Raw genomic sequence first — 18512 nt, forward strand, 5'->3', positions numbered from 1 at the left:
CTGCCAGCGCCCCCGCCATGTCTTGGGCGACATCACTCCCGCTCGAGACAGAACACCGCCGTGCTGGCGAGCACATTCGGCAAGGTGCGCACGATGCCGCCGTTTTCGTTGAGCCCGAAGGCGTCTGCCACGTTGAGCCCGCTCTTGCCCGCCAGCACCTCGAAATCCTTGAACGTGCCGACCCGGATGTTGGGCGTGTCGTACCACTGGTAGGGCAGGCGGCTCGTGACCGGCATGCGCCCGCGCAGGATCGACAGGCGGTTGGGCCAGTGCGCGAAATTGGGAAACGCGATCACGCCCTTGCGGCCCACGCGTGCCGTCTCGCGCAGCATGACCTCAGTATTGCGCAGATGCTGCAGCGTGTTGATCTGCAACACCACGTCGAACGAATCGTCCTCGAAGATCGTCAGCCCTCATCGAGATTGAGCTGCACCACGTTCACGCCGCGTTTGACGCAGGCCAGCAGATTGGCGTCGTCGATCTCGACGCCATAGCCCGTGCAGGCGCGCTCGCGCTGCAGATACGACAGCATCGCCCCGTCGCCGCAGCCCAGGTCGAGCACGCGCGCGCCGTCGGGAACCAGCCTGGCAATGGCTTGCATGGTGGCTTTGTCGGTCATGCGGAAAACTCCTTGGCGGCGTTGTCGAAATACGAGGCCATCAACGACATGTAGCGCGGATCGTCGAGCAAGAAGGCGTCGTGTCCATGCGGTGCATCGATTTCCGCATAGCTCACGTCACGCCGGTTGTCGAGCAGTCCCTTGACGATTTCGCGGCTGCGCTTGGGCGAGAAGCGCCAGTCGGTGGTGAAGCTCACCAGCAGGAAGCGGGCCTGCGCTTTGGCGAGCGCCAGCGTGAGATTGCCGCCGTATTGCCTGGCGGGATCGAAGTAGTCGAGCGCGCGTGTGATCAGCAGGTAGGTGTTGGCATCGAAGTAGTCACTGAACTTCTCGCCCTGGTAGCGCAGATAGCTCTCGATCTGGAATTCGATGTCCTGGGTGCTGTACTTCAGATCGAGTCCCTCGCGCAGAACGCGACCGAATTTCTCGTTCATCACGTCGTCGCTCAGATAGGTGATGTGGCCGATCATGCGTGCGATGCGTAGCCCGCGCTTCGGGATGACGCCGTGGGCATAGAAATCGCCGCCATGGAAATCGGGATCCGTGACGATGGCGCGGCGCGCGACCTCATTGAAGGCGATGTTCTCGGCATTGAGATTCGGCGCGCTCGCCACCACCACGGCATGGCGCGCGCGCTCGGGATGCTGCAGCGTCCAGGACAGCGCCTGCATGCCGCCCAGACTGCCGCCGAGCACCACCGACAGTTGGCGGATGCCAAGGCGATCGAGCAGCCGCGCCTGCGCGTTCACCCAGTCTTCGACCGTGACCACGGGAAAGCGCGATCCGTAGACCTCGCCGGTATCGGGGTTGGCATGCATCGGGCCGGTCGAGCCAAAGCACGAGCCGAGATTGTTCACCCCGATCACGAAGAACTTGTGGGTATCCACCGGCTTGCCCGGGCCGATCATGTTGTCCCACCAGCCCTCGCTTTTGGGCTGCCCTTCATAGACGCCCGCCACGTGATGCGAGGCATTGAGCGCATGGCAGACGAGCACGGCGTTGGACCGGTCGGCGTTCAGCGTACCGTAGGTCTCGTAGGCAAGCGTGTAGTCGCGAATCGAGGCCCGCTGGTGAGCGGCAGCGCCTCCTCGAAATGCATGAACTGTGGTGTGGCGATGAAGGACATGAAAAAACCCGGCATCGCTAAAAACGAGGCCGGGTCGATTGCGGGTCGCGATTCGTCGGACGGGTCTTTAGCAGGATTTATAAAGCGCCCGCAAGCTGTAGCAAATCGGCGCGTGAAGCGGTGATTATGCCAAAAGCTGCTTCACCGGTGACCACAATGCGATCAGGCCCAGCACGAGAAAGATCACGGCCGAGATTACATGCACGGTACGGATCGGCACCTTCTTGACGATCCGGTCGCCGAGCCAGACGACCGGCGCATTCGCGAGCATCATGCCCAGCGTCGTGCCGGCCACGACCCAGAAATACGAGCCGACGTACTTGGCGGCCAGCATCACGGTCGCGATCTGCGTCTTGTCGCCCATCTCGGCCAGAAAAAACGCAACCACCGTCGTGCCGAAAACGCCCCACTTGGAGTGGCTGCCGACTTCGTCATCGTCGAGCTTGTCCGGTATCAGCATCCACACCGCCATCGCGATGAACGAGATGCCCAGAATCCACTGCAGCGCGTTCTCGCCGAGATAGGCGGTGATCCAGGCACCGACGGCGCCGGCCAGGGCATGGTTGACGAGGGTGGCCACGAAGATCCCGAGCACGATCGGCAGCGGCTTGCGAAAGCGCGCGGCGAGCACGAGGGAGAGCAACTGGGTTTTGTCCCCATCTCGGCCAAAGCGACGATGGAGGTGGAAAGGAGAAAGGCTTCCATGGCGTGGGTGTATCGGCCGGAGACACCTGTACAAAACACATTGACCACGCACCGGCTCCGGCCCATATGAATATTGGATCGGTACGCAGTCAATGGTCTCGTCCAGCCCGTGATTCACACCGGCCTCATGCACCATAGGCCGTGAGGGCCCAAGTCTGTTGATGCATGCCTTTTTGCGCGCGGCAAAAACGGACTACTCCCCAAAGACAGCCTGTATTGTACCCCGGGGCCGCAACAGGCGGTGGCATGGCTGTTTGGCGATAGGAAAAAACGAATAACTCGGTTTTGGTGCAAAAATTTCGCGCAATTGCGGGTAAATCCTCATCCAAAGTGTTGCAGCCGCGCCAACTCTGCCTTTTTTCTTTGAATCCATGCTTGATAATCGTTTCGGCATTCTGTGTTACAGATTTGCGATTGCGGTGATGGTCGATTTCGCGTCTTTGAAGTCGTTACGGGTTTGTTGGCTGCGTTGGGCTCCATCGCTTATTCAGAAATTTCTTAGAGCCTCGTTTTATGAGCAACAAACTGTACGTGGGCAACCTGCCCTATTCCTTCCGTGATGGCGATCTGGAACAAACCTTTGGCCAATACGGCAACGTGCTGAGCGCCAAGGTGATGATGGAGCGCGACACCGGTCGTTCCAAGGGTTTCGGCTTTGTCGAAATGGGTACCGAGAACGAAGCCCAGGCCGCCATTCAGGGCGCGCATGGTCAAAACTTCGGTGGCCGTGACCTGGTGGTGAACATCGCTCGCCCGATGGAAGCCCGCCCTCCCGCAGCGGCGGCTTCGGTGGCGGTGGTGGTGACCGTGGCGGTTACCGCGGTGGCAACGGCGGCGGCGGTTACGACCGCAACGGCTACTGATTGTCGGCACGCTGGCGGACTGACTACAGTCAACACAAGCACACTATTCGGAATCTGATGTGACACCCCGGAATCTCTGTTTTTCTAGAGGCGGGCTCACATGAACTTGCGTTTTTTTCGAAGTTGTGGCGCATAATGTTTTGGCTGGGGTATTTTTCACGCCAAAGTTGCGGTGGTCCGTCAAATTTGTGCTCTATGCACATGGGTGATTAACCGACTGCGGTTTCGAGTCTCCATCACTTTTTTCTTAGTTCTTGAGGAGTCCCTTGATGGGCAACAAACTGTACGTCGGCAACCTGCCGTACTCGGTGCGCGATAGCGATCTGGAACAGGCCTTTGGTCAGTTCGGCGCCGTGAGCAGCGCCAAAGTCATGATGGAGCGCGACACTGGTCGTTCCAAGGGCTTTGGTTTCGTCGAAATGGCCAGCGACGCTGAAGCGCAAGCAGCCATCAACGGCATGAACGGCCAGCCCATGGGTGGCCGCAGCATCGTCGTGAACGAAGCTCGTCCAATGGAGCCCCGTCCTCCGCGCAGCGGTGGCGGTGGTTTCGGTGGTGGCGGCGGCTACGGCGGCGGTGGTGGTGGTGGCCGCAGCGGTGGCGGCGGCTACGGCGGTGGTGGTGGCGGCGGTGGCCGTGGCGGCGAAGGTGGCTTCCGTAGCCCCTACGGCGCTGGCTCGCGCAACGGCGGCGGCGGTGGTCGCAGCGGTGGCGGCGGCTACGGCGGCGGCAACAACGGTTATTGATTTTTGATTCCGGGCGACCGGAATCAGGCGTCAGCGAAAAAAGGCTCCTCATGGAGCCTTTTTCATGGGCGCTTCTTTATCAACGTCAGGCTTTGGGCGCTGGCGTACCACGGTGCTTGCGTTCGCGTCCATGCAAGGCCTTGTCAAAGGCCCAGTTGGGCAGCAGGCGCAGCAATTTGGCGACCACGCCCATCTGCCACGGGATGACGCGGTAGCTGGTGCGTGCCTCGATGGCATGAAATGCGCGGTTCGCGAAATCGTCCGCCGTGATCAGGAACGGCATCGAATACTGGTTCTCGCGCGTGAGGGGCGTATCCACATAGCCCGGCAGAATCGTCACGACCGACACGCCCTGCGGGCTCAGTTCGCCGCGCAGGCTCTCGCAATAGCTGATGACCGCCGCCTTGCTGGAGCAATACGCGCCATGCCCCGGCAGGCCGCGAATGCCCGCCACGCTCGCGATGCCGACCAGCGCTCCGTCGGCGCGCGCGCACATCAGCTTGATGAACGGCTGGAAGGTCGCGGCCAGGCCGATGTTGTTGATCGCGTAGACGCGTGCCATCTGGTCGATGTCCTCGCGCTCGGAGGTGTCCACGCCCACGCTGATCCCTGCATTGGCGATCACCACGTCGGGCACGCCCTGCCGCTCGATGCACTGCTCGCCCGCGGCGACGATGCTGTCGATGTCGGCCACGTCGGCATGGTAGATCTGGCAGCGGTCTTCGCCCAGCCCTGGGAGAGCGCCCACGCGCGCATGACCTCCGCGCGGCGTGCGACCAGCGCCAACCGGTAGCCAGCCGTGGCAAAGCGCAGGGCCAGCGCTTCGCCGATGCCGCTCGATGCGCCGGTGATGAAAACCAGGGGTGAGGAGTCCATGACGGCGTTCCGTAAGCGGCCATCAAGGCCGGGGGTGCGAGGTGAAATCGTCGAGGTGACGCGACCCGGTTGCATCCGGCCCTTCACGTCGCCGTGCATGCTGAGCACCTGGCTGAAGTTGTCGAAGTCCATGGCATTGCCGGTGAACTGATCCGGCCCGCGCGTGAGCGTCACGGGCAGATGCGACTTCACGCGTTCCTCGTTGGGCCAGACGTGCAGGAATTCGCCGCGGAACTGCATCGGCGGAACCGGCTTGGTGCCGCTCTTGCTGAACTCCTCGCGCGTGACGACCGCATCGCCAAACAGTTGCACCTCGGTGCCGTCGGAATTCGAAAGCGCGCGATTGGCCGTAGCCAGCGTCACGCGGCCATCCGGACTGACGGTGCGCATGTGCGCCTTCTGAATTTCCAGCGTGTCGGTGTCCATGAAGTGCTTCAGCGTCTCGCCCTTGATCTCGCTTTGCAGGCGGCCCGTGGCGTCGAACGACTTGATGGAGAAGTCGCGCATGTAGTAGTCGGGCTCGTGCGACACCGCGCGCTGCTGTGGCTGCTCGACCGGCTTGGGGGCATTGCGCACCAGCCACCAGGTACCGAGCGCCAGCAGGCTCATCAGCAAGATCGGCAGGTAGATGGAGAAGATCTCCCAGACGCGGCGCATGCGCTCGTTGAGGGTCATGCGTACTCCGCCAGCAATTGCGTGTATCTGCCGCTGGCCACCAGCAGCAGGTCGCAGAATTCACGCGCCGCGCCATGGCCTGCGGCGGCCCCGGTGATGTAGTGCGCATTGGCCTTGGCCTCGACCTGCGCGTTCGGCGGCGCGCAGGCGAATGCGGCGCGGCGCATCACGGGCAGATCGGGCCAGTCGTCGCCCATGGCGGCTGCCTGGCTCCAGTCAAGTCCCAGCTCGGCCAGAATCGCTTCGGCTGCCGGACGCTTGTCCTCGGTGCCGAAACGCGCATGCACCACGCCGAGCGCCTTCAGGCGCAAGCGCAATGCCGGTGAATCGCGACCGGTGACTACGGCCGGGGTGATGCCCGCCTTTTGCAGCAGCTTCAGACCGTGGCCGTCGAGCGTGTTGAAGCGCTTGAGGGTTTCGCCGGTCTCCGAGAAATACAGCCCGCCATCGGTGAGCACGCCGTCCACGTCGAAAAAAACCACCCGTACCGGTTGCGCGCGCAGTAGCAGTTCGGGATCGATCCGCAGCGCGGGTTGCAGCGGCTTTGCCGCAGCCTGGGAATTGCTCATCAAATGACCTTTGCGCGCATCAGATCGCCGATATGGACCATGCCGAGCAGTGTGCCCTGTTCGTCAGTGACCAGCACGCTGGTGATGGAATGCTGCTCCATGAGTGCCGCTGCATCGGCCGCGAGCGCCTGTGGACGGATGGTGCGCGGTCGCGTGTGCATCACCTCGCCGGCTTTTGCGCCGAGCAGCTCGCCACCCGATTCGATGCGGCGGCGCAAATCGCCATCGGTGAAGATGCCCAGCAGACGCCCCTCTGCATCGACCACCGTGGACGCGCCCAGAGACTTGGCGCTCATCTCGCGCATCAGTGCGCTGAACGAGGCGTCGAAGGGCACGCGCGGCAGCTCGTCGCCGGTGCGCATGACATCGCGCACCAGCGTGAGCAGCTTGCGGCCCAGCGCCCCGCCGGGGTGCGAGCGCGCGAAGTCTTCCGCACGAAAGCCGCGTGCGTCGAGCAGCGCCACCGCCAGCGCGTCGCCGAGCGCCATCTGCGCGGTGGTGCTGGTGGTCGGCGCGAGGTTCAGCGGGCAGGCCTCGCGCTCCACGCCGCTGTCGAGCACGACGTCGGCATGTTTGGCAAGCGAGGACTCCATGCCACCGGTCATGGCGACCAGCGGAATGCCCTGGCGCTTGAGGACCGGCAGCAGCACGGTCAGTTCATTGGCCTCGCCGCTGTTGGAAATGCCAAGCACCAGATCGCCCTGAGTGACCATGCCGAGATCGCCATGGCTGGCCTCGGCCGGATGCACGAAAAATGCCGGTGTGCCGGTGGATGCCAGCGTCGCCGCGATCTTGCGGCCCACATGGCCGCTCTTGCCCATGCCCATGACCACCACGCGGCCGGGAGTGGCGAGGATGCGCTCAACCGCGTTGACGAAGGATTCCCCTACGCGATCGGACAGGGCCACGAGCGCATGGGCCTCGTCCCGCAACGCCTCCCGGGCCAACTGCAATGCGCGGGCCGGGTCGAACGAAAGGGGCGGAATGGATAAAGAGGAAGACATTCGGGAATTTTATAGGGCGCATCTGCCTTTGGCTCGTTTAGCATCGGACATGTCCTCATTGGCCCTCACCCTGCTCTACCTGCTCGCCGCCGTGCTGGCCGTCGTCGTCTGCCGCACGCTCAAGCAACCACCCATGCTCGGCTACCTGGCGGCCGGAGTGCTGATCGGCCCGCATGCGCTGGCGCTGGCGAGCAATTCCGAGGCGTGCGCCATCTCGGCGAGTTCGGCGTGGTGTTCCTGATGTTCGCCATTGGCCTGGAATTCAGCCTGCCCAAGCTGCGGGCGATGCGCAAATTCGTGTTTGGCCTGGGCCTCATGCAGGTGGTGCTCACCATGCTGCTGTCGTTCATCGGGCTGATGCTGCTCTCGCGTTTCGTGGGCCGCGTCTGGGACATGAGCTGGCAGACCGCCGTGGCGCTGTCGGGCACGCTGGTGATGAGCAGCACCGCCATCGTCGTGAAGATGATGGCCGAGCGCGCCGAGCTGGAGACCGAACATGGCCGCCGCGTGATGGGCATCCTGCTGTTTCAGGATCTGGCCGTGGTGCCGCTGCTGATCCTGATTCCCGCGCTCGGCACCGATCCCGACAAGCTGATCTGGGCGCTGCCGCTCGAAATGCTCAAAGCCGGTGCCCTGATCGCCATCCTGCTCACCGGCGGTCAGCACCTGATGCGCTGGTGGTTCAATCTCGTGGCACGCCGTCACAGCGAAGAGCTGTTCATGCTCAACCTGCTGCTGTTCGCGCTGGGGCTCGCGTGGCTCACCGAACTGGCCGGGTTGTCGCTTGCGCTCGGCGCCTTCATCGCGGGCGTGCTGGTGTCGGAAACCGAATACAAGCACCAGGTGGAAACCGATATCCGCCCGTTTCACGACGTGCTGCTCGGCCTGTTCTTCATCACCATTGGCATGCAGCTCGACTGGCATATTCTCGTGGAGCGCTGGGCGCTGGTGCTGTTGCTGCTGATCGTGCCGATGCTGGTCAAGGGCATCGTGATCTTCGCCATCGCGCGATCCATGAAATCGACGGCCGGCGTGTCGCTGCGCACCGGCATCTATCTGGCGCAGGCCGGGGAATTCGGCTTCGTGCTGCTGTCGCTGAGCACGGCGCAGGGCTGGTGCAACCGGCACTGAAAAACCCGATTCTCGCGGCCATGGTCGTGTCGATGCTGTTCACGCCGCTGCTCATCCAGTACAGCAATCGCATCGTCATGCGGCTCGCCGCAAGCGACTGGTTGCAGCAGTCGCTACAGATGACGCAGATCGCGCGGCAGGCGATCAATACCGATCACCACGTGGTCATCTGCGGCTACGGACGCTCGGGGCAGAACCTTGCACGGCTTCTGACGCTGGAGCACATTCCCTATCTCGCGCTCGACCTCGACCCGGATCGCGTGCGTCAGGCGGCCGCGGGCGGTGAATCCGTGGTCTATGGCGACGCCACACGCCTTCAGGCGCTGATGGCGGCGGGCTGGCGCGGGCGAGCGCCGTGGTGATCACGCATCTGGACACCCACGCCACGCTCAAGACGCTTGCCAACATCAAGAAGCATGCGCCGGGCGTGCCCGTCATCGTGCGCACGGTGGACGATGCCAACCTCGACAAGCTGCAGCTCGCGGGCGCGAGCGAGGTCGTGCCCGAGGCCATCGAAGGCTCGCTGATGCTGGCAAGCCATGCGCTCGCGCTGGTGGGCGTGCCGATGCGCCGCGTGATCCGGCTGGTGCGCGAGCAGCGCGAGGGCCGCTACCAGTTGCTGCGCGACTACTTCCATGGTGCGGACGACGACACGCCTGCGGAACTCGATCAGGAGCGGCTGAAATCATTCACGCTGCCCTCGGGTGCCGCCGCGCTCGGCCGTGCGCTGCATGAACTGGCTCTGGGTTCGCGCGAGGTGCAATTCGTCGCCGTACGGCGCGCCAATGGCTCAGTCAGCGCCGACATGGCCGACCCGTCGCTGCTCGGCGAAGGCGATACACTGGTGCTGCGCGGCCTGCCCAGGGCGCTGGCCCTGACGGAAGACCTGCTGCTGCGCGGCAAGTGAGGGGCACGAGGTTCGCCCGCACCCCTTCCTGTCTTCCTCCCCACTCTTCTCTCTTTTTCTCACGCACGGCCACACCATCATGCAGCAGTCACTGAGCGTCAACGAATACCTGCGCCAGCACATCCGCACCGTGCCCGACTGGCCTGCGCCGGGCGTGCAGTTTCGCGACATCACTCCGCTGCTGCAGGACCCCAAGGTGTTTCGCGTGCTCATCGACGCGTTCGTGCACCGTTACATGGACAAGTCCATGCGCCCCGACATCGTCGCGGGCCTCGATGCGCGCGGCTTCATCATCGGCGCGGTGATCGCGTATGAACTCAATGTCGGCTTCGTGCCGATACGCAAGAAAGGCAAGCTGCCCTTCACGACGGTCGAAGAAACCTACGAACTCGAATACGGCAGCGCCACGGTCGAACTGCACGCCGATGCGGTCCAGCGCGGCGACCGGGTGTTGCTGATCGACGACCTGATCGCCACCGGCGGCACGATGATGGCGGGCAAGAACCTGCTCGAACGGCTCGGGCCACGGTGACCGAGGGCGCCGCCATCGTCGATCTGCCCGAGCTGGGTGGTTCCACGCGCCTGCGCGCATCGGGGCTGAAGATTTTCAACCTGGTGGATTTCGACGGGCACTGAACCCGCGCATTCGCGCGCCGGTTCGCTCTGCCGCGGCTACAGATCGCCGTATTGCGTGGCGCTCAGGTCGGAACTGGCCGAGTCGGCGGGCATCACCGTATCCGCGAAACTCGACGAGCCCGAAGGTTGCAGCAACGGCGAGCGCGTCATCGGGCCGCTGCGCACCGTGGTGCCGGGACGATCCGCTGCGGCATTGGGCCGCGCCGCCCCCCCGCCGCCATGCCGTGGAGCGCGCGCCTGAATGCGGCCACTTCATCGTCCTCGATCGGATCGAAATGACCCGCGCCGGGCGCGCCATTTCGGGCGCTGAGCGATGCTGCGGGCGCTGGCCTGCGGGCGGCCTCAGGAGTTGTGGGAGATACGGGCGCTGCGGCAGTTCTGTCCAGCAGGGGACTTCTGGCGCTCTCCAGCGGCGCACGCAGACTGGCAAGCGGCGTCAGTCCGGAATTGGCGCGCAGCGGCGCTGGCGCCGACGCCCGCGCCTCGTACGAGCCCACCGGCATGATCGGCGCGCGAATCGTGTTGGGCGTGCCCGACGCAGTGGCTGGTCCCGATTCCTTGTCCGTCGCGCGGCGCATGTGCAGGCCCACGGCCGAGTTGTCATGCATGCGCCAGTACACCGCCGTCACGAGAATTTCAAAACGCGTCTTGGCGCTCTGGATGATCAGGCTCTCGATTTCACCCAAGCGAGCCGTGCTGGAGCCATATTCGCGTGCGAGATCGATCATCACGACGAACTGCAGGCCCTGAGGGTCCAACGACAACACCTTGAATTTGTAGCCTGCCGACAACACGCCGGCACGCACCATCGCGTCACGAACCACCATGTACAGGGCTTCGCGGCGCTCCATGCGGACATTCTTGCGCGCGAGCTGCTCGGCCTGGTCTGCGACCTTGGGCGCGCGCGGCTGCGCAGCCGTCGCTGCTGCCGCGGCCGTTGGTGAGGGGTGGGAAGACGGCTTGCGCGTCGGCGCACCCTTGGATGGGCTTCTAGAAAACCAACTGAGAAAAGACATGGCGCACCTGAAAAGAAGCGCAAATTTGAAAAATGCGCAAGTAAGTGTACAGCGCAACCTCGGCGCGTGCTATTCGGGGCGCTAGAAGTTCGCCAGTCTTTTGGAGGGAAGCGCTAGCCCGAAAAATGGGTCAATCAGGTTGACGCCACGCGGCGCTTGCGATTGCCCAGGCGCTTGGATAATACCGCCCCACGGCCATCACCAGATGCAGCGCCACCGCCGGCTGGCGGTTCGACAGCTCGGTAAAGCGCATGGCCGGGAGACTCCACAGCTTGCATGGTGTGCCCGCCTGCACCGTGGCCGAGCGCGGCAGATGCGAAAAGAAGGCGCCTTCTCCCACCACCGATCCCGGGCCGACGATGGCCAGTCGCAGGCGCTGCTTGTCGTCCTCGAAATGCACGCTCAGCGAGCCGCTTTCGAGAAGAAACAGCGTGCGATCGGTCGTTCCCTGCTGGAACAGGACCTGCCCGCAGGCAACGATACCGGCAGGACATAGGAAGACAGCAATTCCCACTGCTCGCTGTTGAGCAGATTGTTCAGGCTGTCTTCCGCCGTGGCGTGACTGATGGCTTGCACCAACCCATGCAGATCTGCCTTGCCATCGCTTCTTGTGACTATCGTATTCATGGCGTGGAAGCTTATGTGAAGATGAAAAGGGAACCAGCATGCGTGCGCGCAAGCCCTCCCGGAATGCTCCGGCGTCGCGCGCGAATGCGTGAGTTAGGAAACGTTTGCCCACAATTTAATCAGTTCCGCGAGATTACTCAAGTCTTGTTTGCGCCGCGCCACTTGCGCAGCCACCCAAGTCCCTGGCTCGTGCCACCCGGCACGGCTCCGCGCACCGGTCGATATTCACAGCCCAGCCAGCCGTCAAAGCCCAGTTGGTCGATCAACTCGAACAGATAGGGATAGTTGACCTCACCCATGTCGGGTTCGTGGCGCTCGGGCACTCCGGCGATCTGCATATGGCCGACCCGCCCGGTCGGCAGAAACCGCCGCAGCTTCGCGGCCAGGTCGCCCTCGGCGATCTGGCAGTGATAGAGATCCATCTGCACCCGGACGTTGGATTCGCCAATCTCGTCGACGAGCGCGTGCGCGGCCTCTTGGCGCGACAGAAAATAGCCCGGCATGTCGCGCGCGTTGATCGGCTCGATCATGATGTCCACGCCCTGTTCGCCCGCGAGCCGCGCCGCATGCCGCAGATTTCCGACGTACGTGCGGTGCGCGTCGGCGCGATCAAGGCCCTCGGGAACCAGCCCCGCCATCACATGCACGCGCGGACAGGCCAGCGCTTGCGCATAGCCGAGCGCGAGCCCGATGCCGTCGCGGAATTCCGTCTCGCGTCCCGGCAGGCAGGCCGTGCCGCGCTCGCCCGCGTCCCAATCGCCCGGCGGCGCGTTGAACAGCACTTGGCTCAGTCGGTGCTGCTGCAGCCGCTGCGCCAGCAATTGCGGCGCAAACGCATAAGGGAACAGAAACTCGACACCCTCAAAACCGTCGGCAGCGGCGGCGCCAAACCGGTCCGGAAACTCCAGCTCGGTGTAGAGCATCGACAGGTTGGCGGCAAAGCGCGGCATGGCGAGTTGTCCTGTTGAGTGTTTTGCCGAAATCAGCGCCGTCACTTGCCGATGCAGAACGACGAGAAGATCACCCCGAGCAGATCGTCCGAGGTGAACTCTCCCGTAATCGTATTGAGCGCGTTCTGCGCAAGGCGCAATTCTTCGGCCAGCAGATCCAGCGCGGGGTGGTCGGAGTGGATCTGCGCGGCGGATTCCATCAGATGCGCATCCACCTCGCGCAGCGCCGCAATGTGGCGCGCGCGTGCTATGTACACGCCCTCGGAGGTCGACTGCCAACCGGCAATTTCGAGCAGCGTGCGGCGCAGCGCCTCCAGGCCATCACCGGTGCGCGCCGACAACTGCACCTGCGCCACGCGCCCCGGCGGCAGATCGACCGTCGCGTTCGATACGCTTTGCGCCGCGTCGGTCTTGTTCCAGACATCGATCACCGGCACCTGTTCGTGTAATTGACCGGCAAGCTCGGACGCGATCTGCGCATCGGCGGCTGCGTAGTCAGGCTCGTTCGCACGCGTCAGGTCGTGCAGGAACAGCACGGCGTCGGCGGCCTTGATCTCATCCCAGGCACGCGCGATGCCGATCTTCTCGACCTCGTCGTCGCTTTCGCGCAGGCCCGCCGTGTCGATCACGTGCAGCGGCACGCCTTCGATCTGAATCGTCTGCTGCACCTTGTCGCGCGTCGTGCCCGCAATCGGCGTGACGATGGCCAGTTCCGCGCCGGCCAGTGCGTTGAGCAGCGAACTCTTGCCCGCGTTCGGCTGCCCGCGATCACCACCTTGATGCCTTCGCGCAGCAGCGCGCCCTGTTGCGCGCGCTGCATCACGGCAGCCAGTTGGGTCTGGAGTCTTTCCAGCTGCCCTGCCGCATCGGCCTTTTTCAGAAAGTCGATTTCCTCTTCCGGAAAATCGAGCGTCGCCTCCACCAGCATGCGCAGATGAATCAACGCGTCGCGCAGCGTGTGAATCTCGTTGGAGAACGCGCCGGACAGAGAGCGTCCCGCGCTGCGCGCCGCCGCCTCGGTGCTGGCATCGATCAGATCGGCAACCGCCTCGGCCTGCGCCAGATCCATCTTGTTGTTGAGGAAGGCCCGTTCGGTGAACTCACCCGGTTCGGCCAGTCGCAAGCGCGGAAGCGCGGTGCGCGCCAATTCAAGGCAGCGCGCCACCAGCAATTGCAGCACGACCGGGCCGCCATGCGCCTGTAGTTCGAGCACGTCCTCGCCCGTGTAGCTGTGTGGCCCGGAAAGAACAGCGCAAGGCCATGATCGATGGCCTGCCCCGCCGCGTCCGCAAACGGCAGATAGTGCGCCTCGCGCGCGCGCGGCTTGCGCCCGAGCAGCAACTCCACAAACGCGCCCATCGACCGGCCCGACACCCGCACAATGCCCACGGCCCCACGTCCGGGAGCGGTGGCGATGGCGACGATGGGATCCAGATGGCGGGCGAACATGAAATGAGTGGCTTTCTCGGGGACGATCAACAAGCCCTGATTATCAGGGCTCAGGCCCCGTCCACGACATCCCGGCATCACGCCCGTGCGTAGGCCCTGCGTGCCAGAGCATTCGCCAGAATCGCCGTGGGATCGATCAATGTCCAGCCGCGTGCAGCAGGCGCCTGAGGCAGGGCGAGCGGGATCTCGGTGCAGGCCATGACCAGCGCGATGTCTCCATGCTGCGCGCGCAATTGCTCGCCGACTTCGGTAAAGCACTGCTGCGCCAATGCCAGATCCCCGGCCTTCACGCCGTCGTAGATGCCCTGCATGAGTCGCTTTCGTGCGGCTTGATCGGGCAGCAGGCACTGGATGCCGAGCGCGTCAAACGCGTGGCCGTACAGGCCCGCTCCATAGGTGCCCTCGGTGGCCAGCAAGGCCACGCGAGCGAGGCCGCGGCGTTCGACGTCGGTGGCCGTTTCGCTCGCGATGTGCAGCAGTTCGACCTCGGGCACGCGCTCCTGAAGGGCCGCGTGCCAGGCGTGCGCGGTGTTGCAGGGAATGGCAATGGCCGTGGCGCCGAGCGATGCGAGTTGCCGAAGTCCTCGCGCCATGGCATCGAGCGGCTGCTCGGCGCTGGCATCGGACAACGCGAGCGTGCGATCCGGCACGGGCAACTGCGCCATCCAGTGCTCGGGATAGGACTGATCGAGCACGGGATGACCATGCTCGCGCAACCAGCTCTCGCACGCCGCCACAAACAGGCGCACAAAATCGACACCGGCGGCCGGGCCCATGCCTGCGAGGATTCCGACGGTTCTGCTCACGGGCTGCGTGACATCGTTCATGGTGCTCGCTATTTCAACATGCTGGACATGGCGGACAGGCAATTGAGCATGCGCACCGCGGATTCGATTTCGGGCGCGGTGAAACGCACCGCGAGACCATCCACGCGTTCAAGCGTCGGCCACTGACAGAACAGATCGGCCAGCATCGGCGACTGAGTGACGAGATCGACCGTGATCGGCCCTTGAATCACGAATGGCGGCAGCTGCGCGCTCGACGCCTGCGCCACGGCACGCGCCACGCCCGCCTTGATCGCGGCGCACGACTGCTCGGGCGACAGGCTGATGCCCGAGGTCAGGCCGGTGGCGCGCTTGGTCTGCACGAATTCCGCGTGCGGAAACAGCCCCCGGTTTTCGCTGATGAACACGTTGTCACCCGAGGCCGCGATCACCGGCACGCCATATGCGCCCGCGAGCGCCCCATAGATGCCCGCCTCGCCGAGTTCCACGCCATTCATGCTGACCCGCGAGAACGCAAAGCTGTTGATGGTGTGCGCCAGAATGCCGCGCCCCTGCGCGCGCGAGTGGTAGCCAATGCAGCACAGGCCATTCAATCCAAGCTCGACGCCCGCGACCATGCCGAGATAGCGCGGCTTGCCCTGGATGGCCTGTGCACGCGCATCGAGCAGGTCGGGCGGCATGTTGCGAAAGCCGCCGTGTGAATCGTTCACATAGACCTCGGTGGCGCCCGCATCGAACGCACCGGCAATCGCCGCGTTGGCTTCGGCGGCCATCAAGCGCCGCGCGCGCTCGTATTCGACGTTTCCGGCGCGCACCTGTTCCTGGTGGTAGACACCGGCGACGCCTTCGATATCAACGGAAATCAGAATCTTCATAGGGCTTGAAAGAAAGGGCTCATGCGCCCAGGGTCGAGAGCACGTCGCGCAGCGACGCACGGTGGTTGCCATCACGCCCAGTGACCGGGCTGGCGTGCCAGAGCGCATGGATGATGGCCTGCTCCACGCTGTCGGCGGTGGCCTGGAAAAACCCGTCGAGCAGGGCCTCGTGCACCATGGCAATGCGCGGCATGGGCGCGTCGGGAAGATGCGGCAAGGTGTAGGCCGTCGAGAACGCGAGCGCGATGTCGCCACTGCCGTGGCCGAACACCGAGCCAGTGCGCGCCAGCCCGCGCCGGCGCGCCACGCGAGTCTATGCAACTGGCGCGCGTCGAGCGGCGCGTCGGTCGCGAGCACCATGATGATCGAGCCCTTTTCCGCGCGCTGCACCGGCGCGTCGCCGGTCGCCAATCTTTGCCCGAGCGGCTCGCCGCCCCACAACAGATTGGCGCGAACGCCGAAGTTGGAAAGCACCAGCGCGCCAACGGTGTAGTTCGTGCCATCGGCCAGCCCCACACGGCGCGATGCCGAGCCGATGCCGCCCTTGTACTGAAAGCTCGACATGCCGCGCCCCGCACCCACCGAGCCCTGCTCCACGACCTCGCCCGCACAGCGCAAGGCCTGTTCATAGTGCTGCGCCGTCACCGCCATGCGCTGGATGTCGTTGAGATAGCCGTCGTTGCATTCGAGCACCAACGGATTCACGGTGGGTAGCGTGCGGCCCGTCTCCGGGTTGTCACGCACGCATTGCGCGATCTGCGCCTGCGCAAGCGCGCCGACGCTGAAGGTGTTGGTCAGCGCAATCGGCGTTTCCAGTTGCCCGAGTTCTTCGAGCTGCATGAGCCCCACGCTCTTGCCAAACCCGTTGATCACCACGACCCCTGCCGGCACCTTGTGGCGAAACGCGTCCTGTGCGTGCGCACGGATCACGGTCACGCCGGTCTGCACGCCATCGTCGGCGAGCGTGACGCTGCCAACGGTGACACCCGCAACGTCCGTGATTGCATCGCGCGCACCCGATGCGAGCTGTCCGATGCGCGGCGGCTGCGTGTGGGAGGTCGTCATGTCTGGCGATCAATCTTGGGATCGAGCGCGTCGCGCAGGCCATCGCCGAGCAGATTGAATGCAAGCACGGTCAGAAAGATCGCAAGGCTCGGGAACAGCGCCACGTGCGGCGCATTCACCATGTCGGCTCGCGCTTCGTTGAGCATCGCGCCCCACTCGGGCGTCGGCGGTTGCGCGCCCATGCCGAGAAAGGACAGGCTGGCCGCCGTGATGATCGAGGTGCCCACGCGCATCGTGAAATACACCACGATGCCCGAGATCGTGCCCGGAAGGATGTGGCGCATGATGATCGTCCAGTCGTTCGCGCCAATGCTTTGCGCGGATTCGATGTAGGTCATGCGCTTGAGCACCAGCGTATTGCCGCGCACCAGTCGCGCAAACGCCGGCACGCTGAACACCGCCACCGCGACGATCACGTTGACCATGCTGCTGCCCAGAATCGCCACCACGCCGAGCGCGAGCAGGATGCCGGGAAACGCGAACAGCACGTCGGAGATGCGCATCACGATGCGATCCCACCAGCCTTCGTAATATCCCGCGAGCAGGCCAAGCGTCGTGCCGACCAGGCAGCCGATGGCCACCGACACCACGCCCGCCGCGAGCGAAATGCGCGTGCCCATGAGAATGCGGCTGAAGATGTCACGGCCCAGCGGATCGACGCCGAACCAGTGCTTCGCCGAAGGACCTTCATTCAGGCTGTCGTAGTCGAAATAATTCTCGGCATCGAACGGCGAGAGATACGGCGCCAGCACCGCAATCACCACCAGCAGCAACACGAAAACGAGCGCCGCCACGGCGACATGCTGCTTCTTGAATTTGCGCCAGAACTCGCGCCACGGCGTGCGCACGCGCGCGTCCTGCGCCGTGGCGACGGTCGCAGCAACGGGCGCCGGAGAGATCGGGGATGTGGTCATTTCGCTTGTGTCCTGCTGCGTTGCTTACTTGTAGCGGATGGTGGGGTTGATGTAGCCGTAGAGCATGTCCACCACCAGATTGATCAGAATGAACTCAAGGGAGAACATCAGCACCAGCGTCTGGATCATTGGGTAGTCGCGCTTGTTGACGGCATCGACCAGCAGACGGCCCACGCCGGGCCAGTTGAATACGGCCTCGACCACGATCGAGCCGCCCAGCAGAAAGCCGAATTGCAGGCCCATCATGGTGATCACGGGAATCATCGCGTTGCGCAGACAGTGCTTGAGAATCACCACGCGCTCGTTCAAGCCCTTGGCACGCGCGGTGCGCACGAAATCCTCGTTGATCACTTCAACGAACGACGCGCGCGTGAAACGCGCCATCACCGCCGCAACCGCCGCGCCCAGCGTGATCGACGGAAGTATGTAGTGTTTCCAGCTATCGGCGCCCACCGTGGGCAGCCAGCCGAGGTTGACCGAAAAAACCTGCATCAGCAACATGCCCAGCGCGAACGCGGGAAACGAAATGCCGGACACCGCAATCGCCATGCCGAGCCGGTCCTGCCACTGGTTGCGATACACCGCCGAGATGATGCCGATCCCCATGCCGAAGATGACCGACCACACCATGCTCGTGATGGTGAGCAACAGCGTCGGCATGAAGCGTTCCGCAATCTCGGCCGATACCGGACGATTGGTGATCATCGAGGTGCCGAAATCGCCTTGCAACATGCGCGTGAAGAAGTGCACGAACTGCGTTGGCAACGGCTGGTCCAGTCCCAGTTCCTTGCGCACGACCTGCACGGTGGCTTCATCGGCCTCCGGGCCCGCAGCCAGCCGCGCGGGATCGCCGGGCAGCATGTGGACGAACAGGAACACCAGCACCGCAACGATCAGCAGTGTGGGCAGCAGGCCGATCAGCCGCTTGAGGAAGTAATTCAGCATGAAAGCGTTGCTGCGCTTGCAGCAGAAAA

10 protein-coding genes, 11 pseudogenes and 1 riboswitch are annotated in these 18512 nt (G+C 64.0%); of the genes and pseudogenes, 5 read left to right on the forward strand and 16 right to left on the reverse strand.

Annotation, left to right across the window (positions count from 1 at the left end):
• Positions 1-32: 32 nt before the first annotated feature.
• Positions 33-619, reverse strand: a pseudogene (gene metW, locus H9K75_RS13725) (methionine biosynthesis protein MetW).
• A pseudogene (metX, locus tag H9K75_RS13730) lies at positions 616-1745 on the reverse strand (homoserine O-succinyltransferase MetX). Before metX ends, metW begins: the two co-directional pseudogenes overlap by 4 nt.
• On the opposite strand from metX, the gene H9K75_RS13735 reads away from it, so the two are divergent.
• Complete coding sequence (locus tag H9K75_RS13735) at positions 1690-1869, forward strand: hypothetical protein (RefSeq protein ID WP_187726174.1); 180 nt, start codon at positions 1690-1692, stop codon at positions 1867-1869. The pseudogene metX and the gene H9K75_RS13735 overlap by 56 nt on opposite strands.
• Here the strand turns inward: H9K75_RS13735 and H9K75_RS13740 are convergent.
• Positions 1870-2450 (reverse strand): annotated as a pseudogene (locus H9K75_RS13740) (TMEM165/GDT1 family protein). It lies immediately after the preceding gene.
• A gap of 14 nt (positions 2451-2464) precedes the next feature.
• Positions 2465-2664, reverse strand: a riboswitch (yybP-ykoY riboswitch).
• Positions 2665-2963: 299 nt separating this feature from the next.
• Here H9K75_RS13740 and H9K75_RS13745 point away from each other — a divergent pair.
• Together H9K75_RS13745 and H9K75_RS13750 are read left to right on the forward strand one after the other, a co-directional pair.
• A pseudogene (locus H9K75_RS13745) lies at positions 2964-3313 on the forward strand (RNA recognition motif domain-containing protein).
• 269 nt (positions 3314-3582) lie between these two features.
• A complete protein-coding gene (locus H9K75_RS13750) occupies positions 3583-4059 on the forward strand; it encodes an RNA recognition motif domain-containing protein (protein ID WP_187723099.1) in 477 nt (158 codons plus the stop codon).
• 85 nt (positions 4060-4144) lie between these two features.
• On the opposite strand, the pseudogene H9K75_RS13755 reads toward H9K75_RS13750, so the two are convergent.
• The 4 genes and pseudogenes from H9K75_RS13755 to H9K75_RS13770 all read right to left on the reverse strand — a co-directional run bounded on the left by H9K75_RS13755 (position 4145) and on the right by H9K75_RS13770 (position 7183).
• A pseudogene (locus H9K75_RS13755) lies at positions 4145-4935 on the reverse strand (SDR family oxidoreductase).
• Between the two features lie 63 nt (positions 4936-4998).
• Positions 4999-5610, reverse strand: a pseudogene (lptC, locus tag H9K75_RS13760) (LPS export ABC transporter periplasmic protein LptC); the annotation flags it as partial.
• Positions 5607-6179: a KdsC family phosphatase gene (locus H9K75_RS13765; RefSeq protein WP_187723100.1), complete on the reverse strand. Its 573-nt coding sequence runs from the start codon at positions 6177-6179 to the stop codon at positions 5607-5609. The gene H9K75_RS13765 and the pseudogene lptC, both read right to left, overlap by 4 nt.
• A complete protein-coding gene (locus H9K75_RS13770; RefSeq protein WP_187723101.1) occupies positions 6179-7183 on the reverse strand; it encodes a KpsF/GutQ family sugar-phosphate isomerase in 1005 nt (334 codons plus the stop codon). The genes H9K75_RS13765 and H9K75_RS13770 overlap by 1 nt, the downstream gene beginning before the upstream one ends.
• A gap of 49 nt (positions 7184-7232) precedes the next feature.
• On the opposite strand from H9K75_RS13770, the pseudogene H9K75_RS13775 reads away from it, so the two are divergent.
• Positions 7233-9221 (forward strand): annotated as a pseudogene (locus H9K75_RS13775) (monovalent cation:proton antiporter-2 (CPA2) family protein).
• 79 nt (positions 9222-9300) lie between these two features.
• Positions 9301-9857: pseudogene (locus H9K75_RS13780) on the forward strand (adenine phosphoribosyltransferase).
• Positions 9858-10003: 146 nt separating this feature from the next.
• Here the strand turns inward: H9K75_RS13780 and H9K75_RS13785 are convergent.
• The 9 genes and pseudogenes from H9K75_RS13785 to gsiC form a co-directional block, all read right to left on the reverse strand.
• A complete protein-coding gene (locus H9K75_RS13785) occupies positions 10004-10873 on the reverse strand; it encodes a hypothetical protein (RefSeq protein WP_226858187.1) in 870 nt (289 codons plus the stop codon).
• A gap of 134 nt (positions 10874-11007) precedes the next feature.
• Positions 11008-11500 (reverse strand): annotated as a pseudogene (locus tag H9K75_RS13790) (Crp/Fnr family transcriptional regulator).
• A 137-nt stretch (positions 11501-11637) separates the two neighbouring features.
• Positions 11638-12450 (reverse strand): 2-oxo-tetronate isomerase, encoded by an 813-nt coding sequence (gene otnI, locus H9K75_RS13795; protein WP_187723102.1) that lies wholly within the window; start codon positions 12448-12450, stop codon positions 11638-11640.
• Positions 12451-12491: 41 nt separating this feature from the next.
• A pseudogene (mnmE, locus tag H9K75_RS13800) lies at positions 12492-13899 on the reverse strand (tRNA uridine-5-carboxymethylaminomethyl(34) synthesis GTPase MnmE).
• 77 nt (positions 13900-13976) lie between these two features.
• On the reverse strand, positions 13977-14726 hold the full coding sequence (locus H9K75_RS13805) for an aspartate/glutamate racemase family protein (RefSeq protein ID WP_187723103.1): 750 nt from the start codon (positions 14724-14726) through the stop codon (positions 13977-13979).
• Positions 14727-14734: 8 nt separating this feature from the next.
• Positions 14735-15559 (reverse strand): M55 family metallopeptidase, encoded by an 825-nt coding sequence (locus H9K75_RS13810; protein ID WP_187723104.1) that lies wholly within the window; start codon positions 15557-15559, stop codon positions 14735-14737.
• 19 nt (positions 15560-15578) lie between these two features.
• Positions 15579-16624: pseudogene (locus H9K75_RS13815) on the reverse strand (P1 family peptidase).
• Positions 16621-17538: a glutathione ABC transporter permease GsiD gene (gene gsiD / locus H9K75_RS13820; RefSeq protein WP_187723105.1), complete on the reverse strand. Its 918-nt coding sequence runs from the start codon at positions 17536-17538 to the stop codon at positions 16621-16623. The pseudogene H9K75_RS13815 and the gene gsiD overlap by 4 nt, the downstream one beginning before the upstream one ends.
• A gap of 24 nt (positions 17539-17562) precedes the next feature.
• Positions 17563-18483 carry a glutathione ABC transporter permease GsiC gene (gsiC, locus tag H9K75_RS13825; protein WP_187723106.1) on the reverse strand — a complete coding sequence of 307 codons (921 nt, stop codon included), beginning with the start codon at positions 18481-18483 and terminating at the stop codon, positions 17563-17565.
• Between the last annotated feature and the right edge of the window lie 29 nt (positions 18484-18512).

Source organism: Diaphorobacter aerolatus (assembly GCF_014489535.1).
Classification (GTDB): Bacteria; Pseudomonadota; Gammaproteobacteria; order Burkholderiales; family Burkholderiaceae_C; genus Diaphorobacter_A; species Diaphorobacter_A aerolatus.

Bases quoted from the DNA above. Each gene is read 5' to 3' on its own strand.
- H9K75_RS13750 (WP_187723099.1), top strand. From the start codon at position 3,583: ATGGGCAACAAACTGTACGTCGGCAACCTGCCGTACTCGGTGCGCGAT.
- H9K75_RS13765 (WP_187723100.1), bottom strand. From the start codon at position 6,179: ATGAGCAATTCCCAGGCTGCGGCAAAGCCGCTGCAACCCGCGCTGCGG.
- H9K75_RS13770 (WP_187723101.1), bottom strand. From the start codon at position 7,183: ATGTCTTCCTCTTTATCCATTCCGCCCCTTTCGTTCGACCCGGCCCGC.
- H9K75_RS13785 (WP_226858187.1), bottom strand. From the start codon at position 10,873: ATGTCTTTTCTCAGTTGGTTTTCTAGAAGCCCATCCAAGGGTGCGCCG.
- otnI (WP_187723102.1), bottom strand. From the start codon at position 12,450: ATGCCGCGCTTTGCCGCCAACCTGTCGATGCTCTACACCGAGCTGGAG.
- H9K75_RS13805 (WP_187723103.1), bottom strand. From the start codon at position 14,726: ATGAACGATGTCACGCAGCCCGTGAGCAGAACCGTCGGAATCCTCGCA.
- H9K75_RS13810 (WP_187723104.1), bottom strand. From the start codon at position 15,559: ATGAAGATTCTGATTTCCGTTGATATCGAAGGCGTCGCCGGTGTCTAC.
- gsiD (WP_187723105.1), bottom strand. From the start codon at position 17,538: ATGACCACATCCCCGATCTCTCCGGCGCCCGTTGCTGCGACCGTCGCC.
- gsiC (WP_187723106.1), bottom strand. From the start codon at position 18,483: ATGCTGAATTACTTCCTCAAGCGGCTGATCGGCCTGCTGCCCACACTG.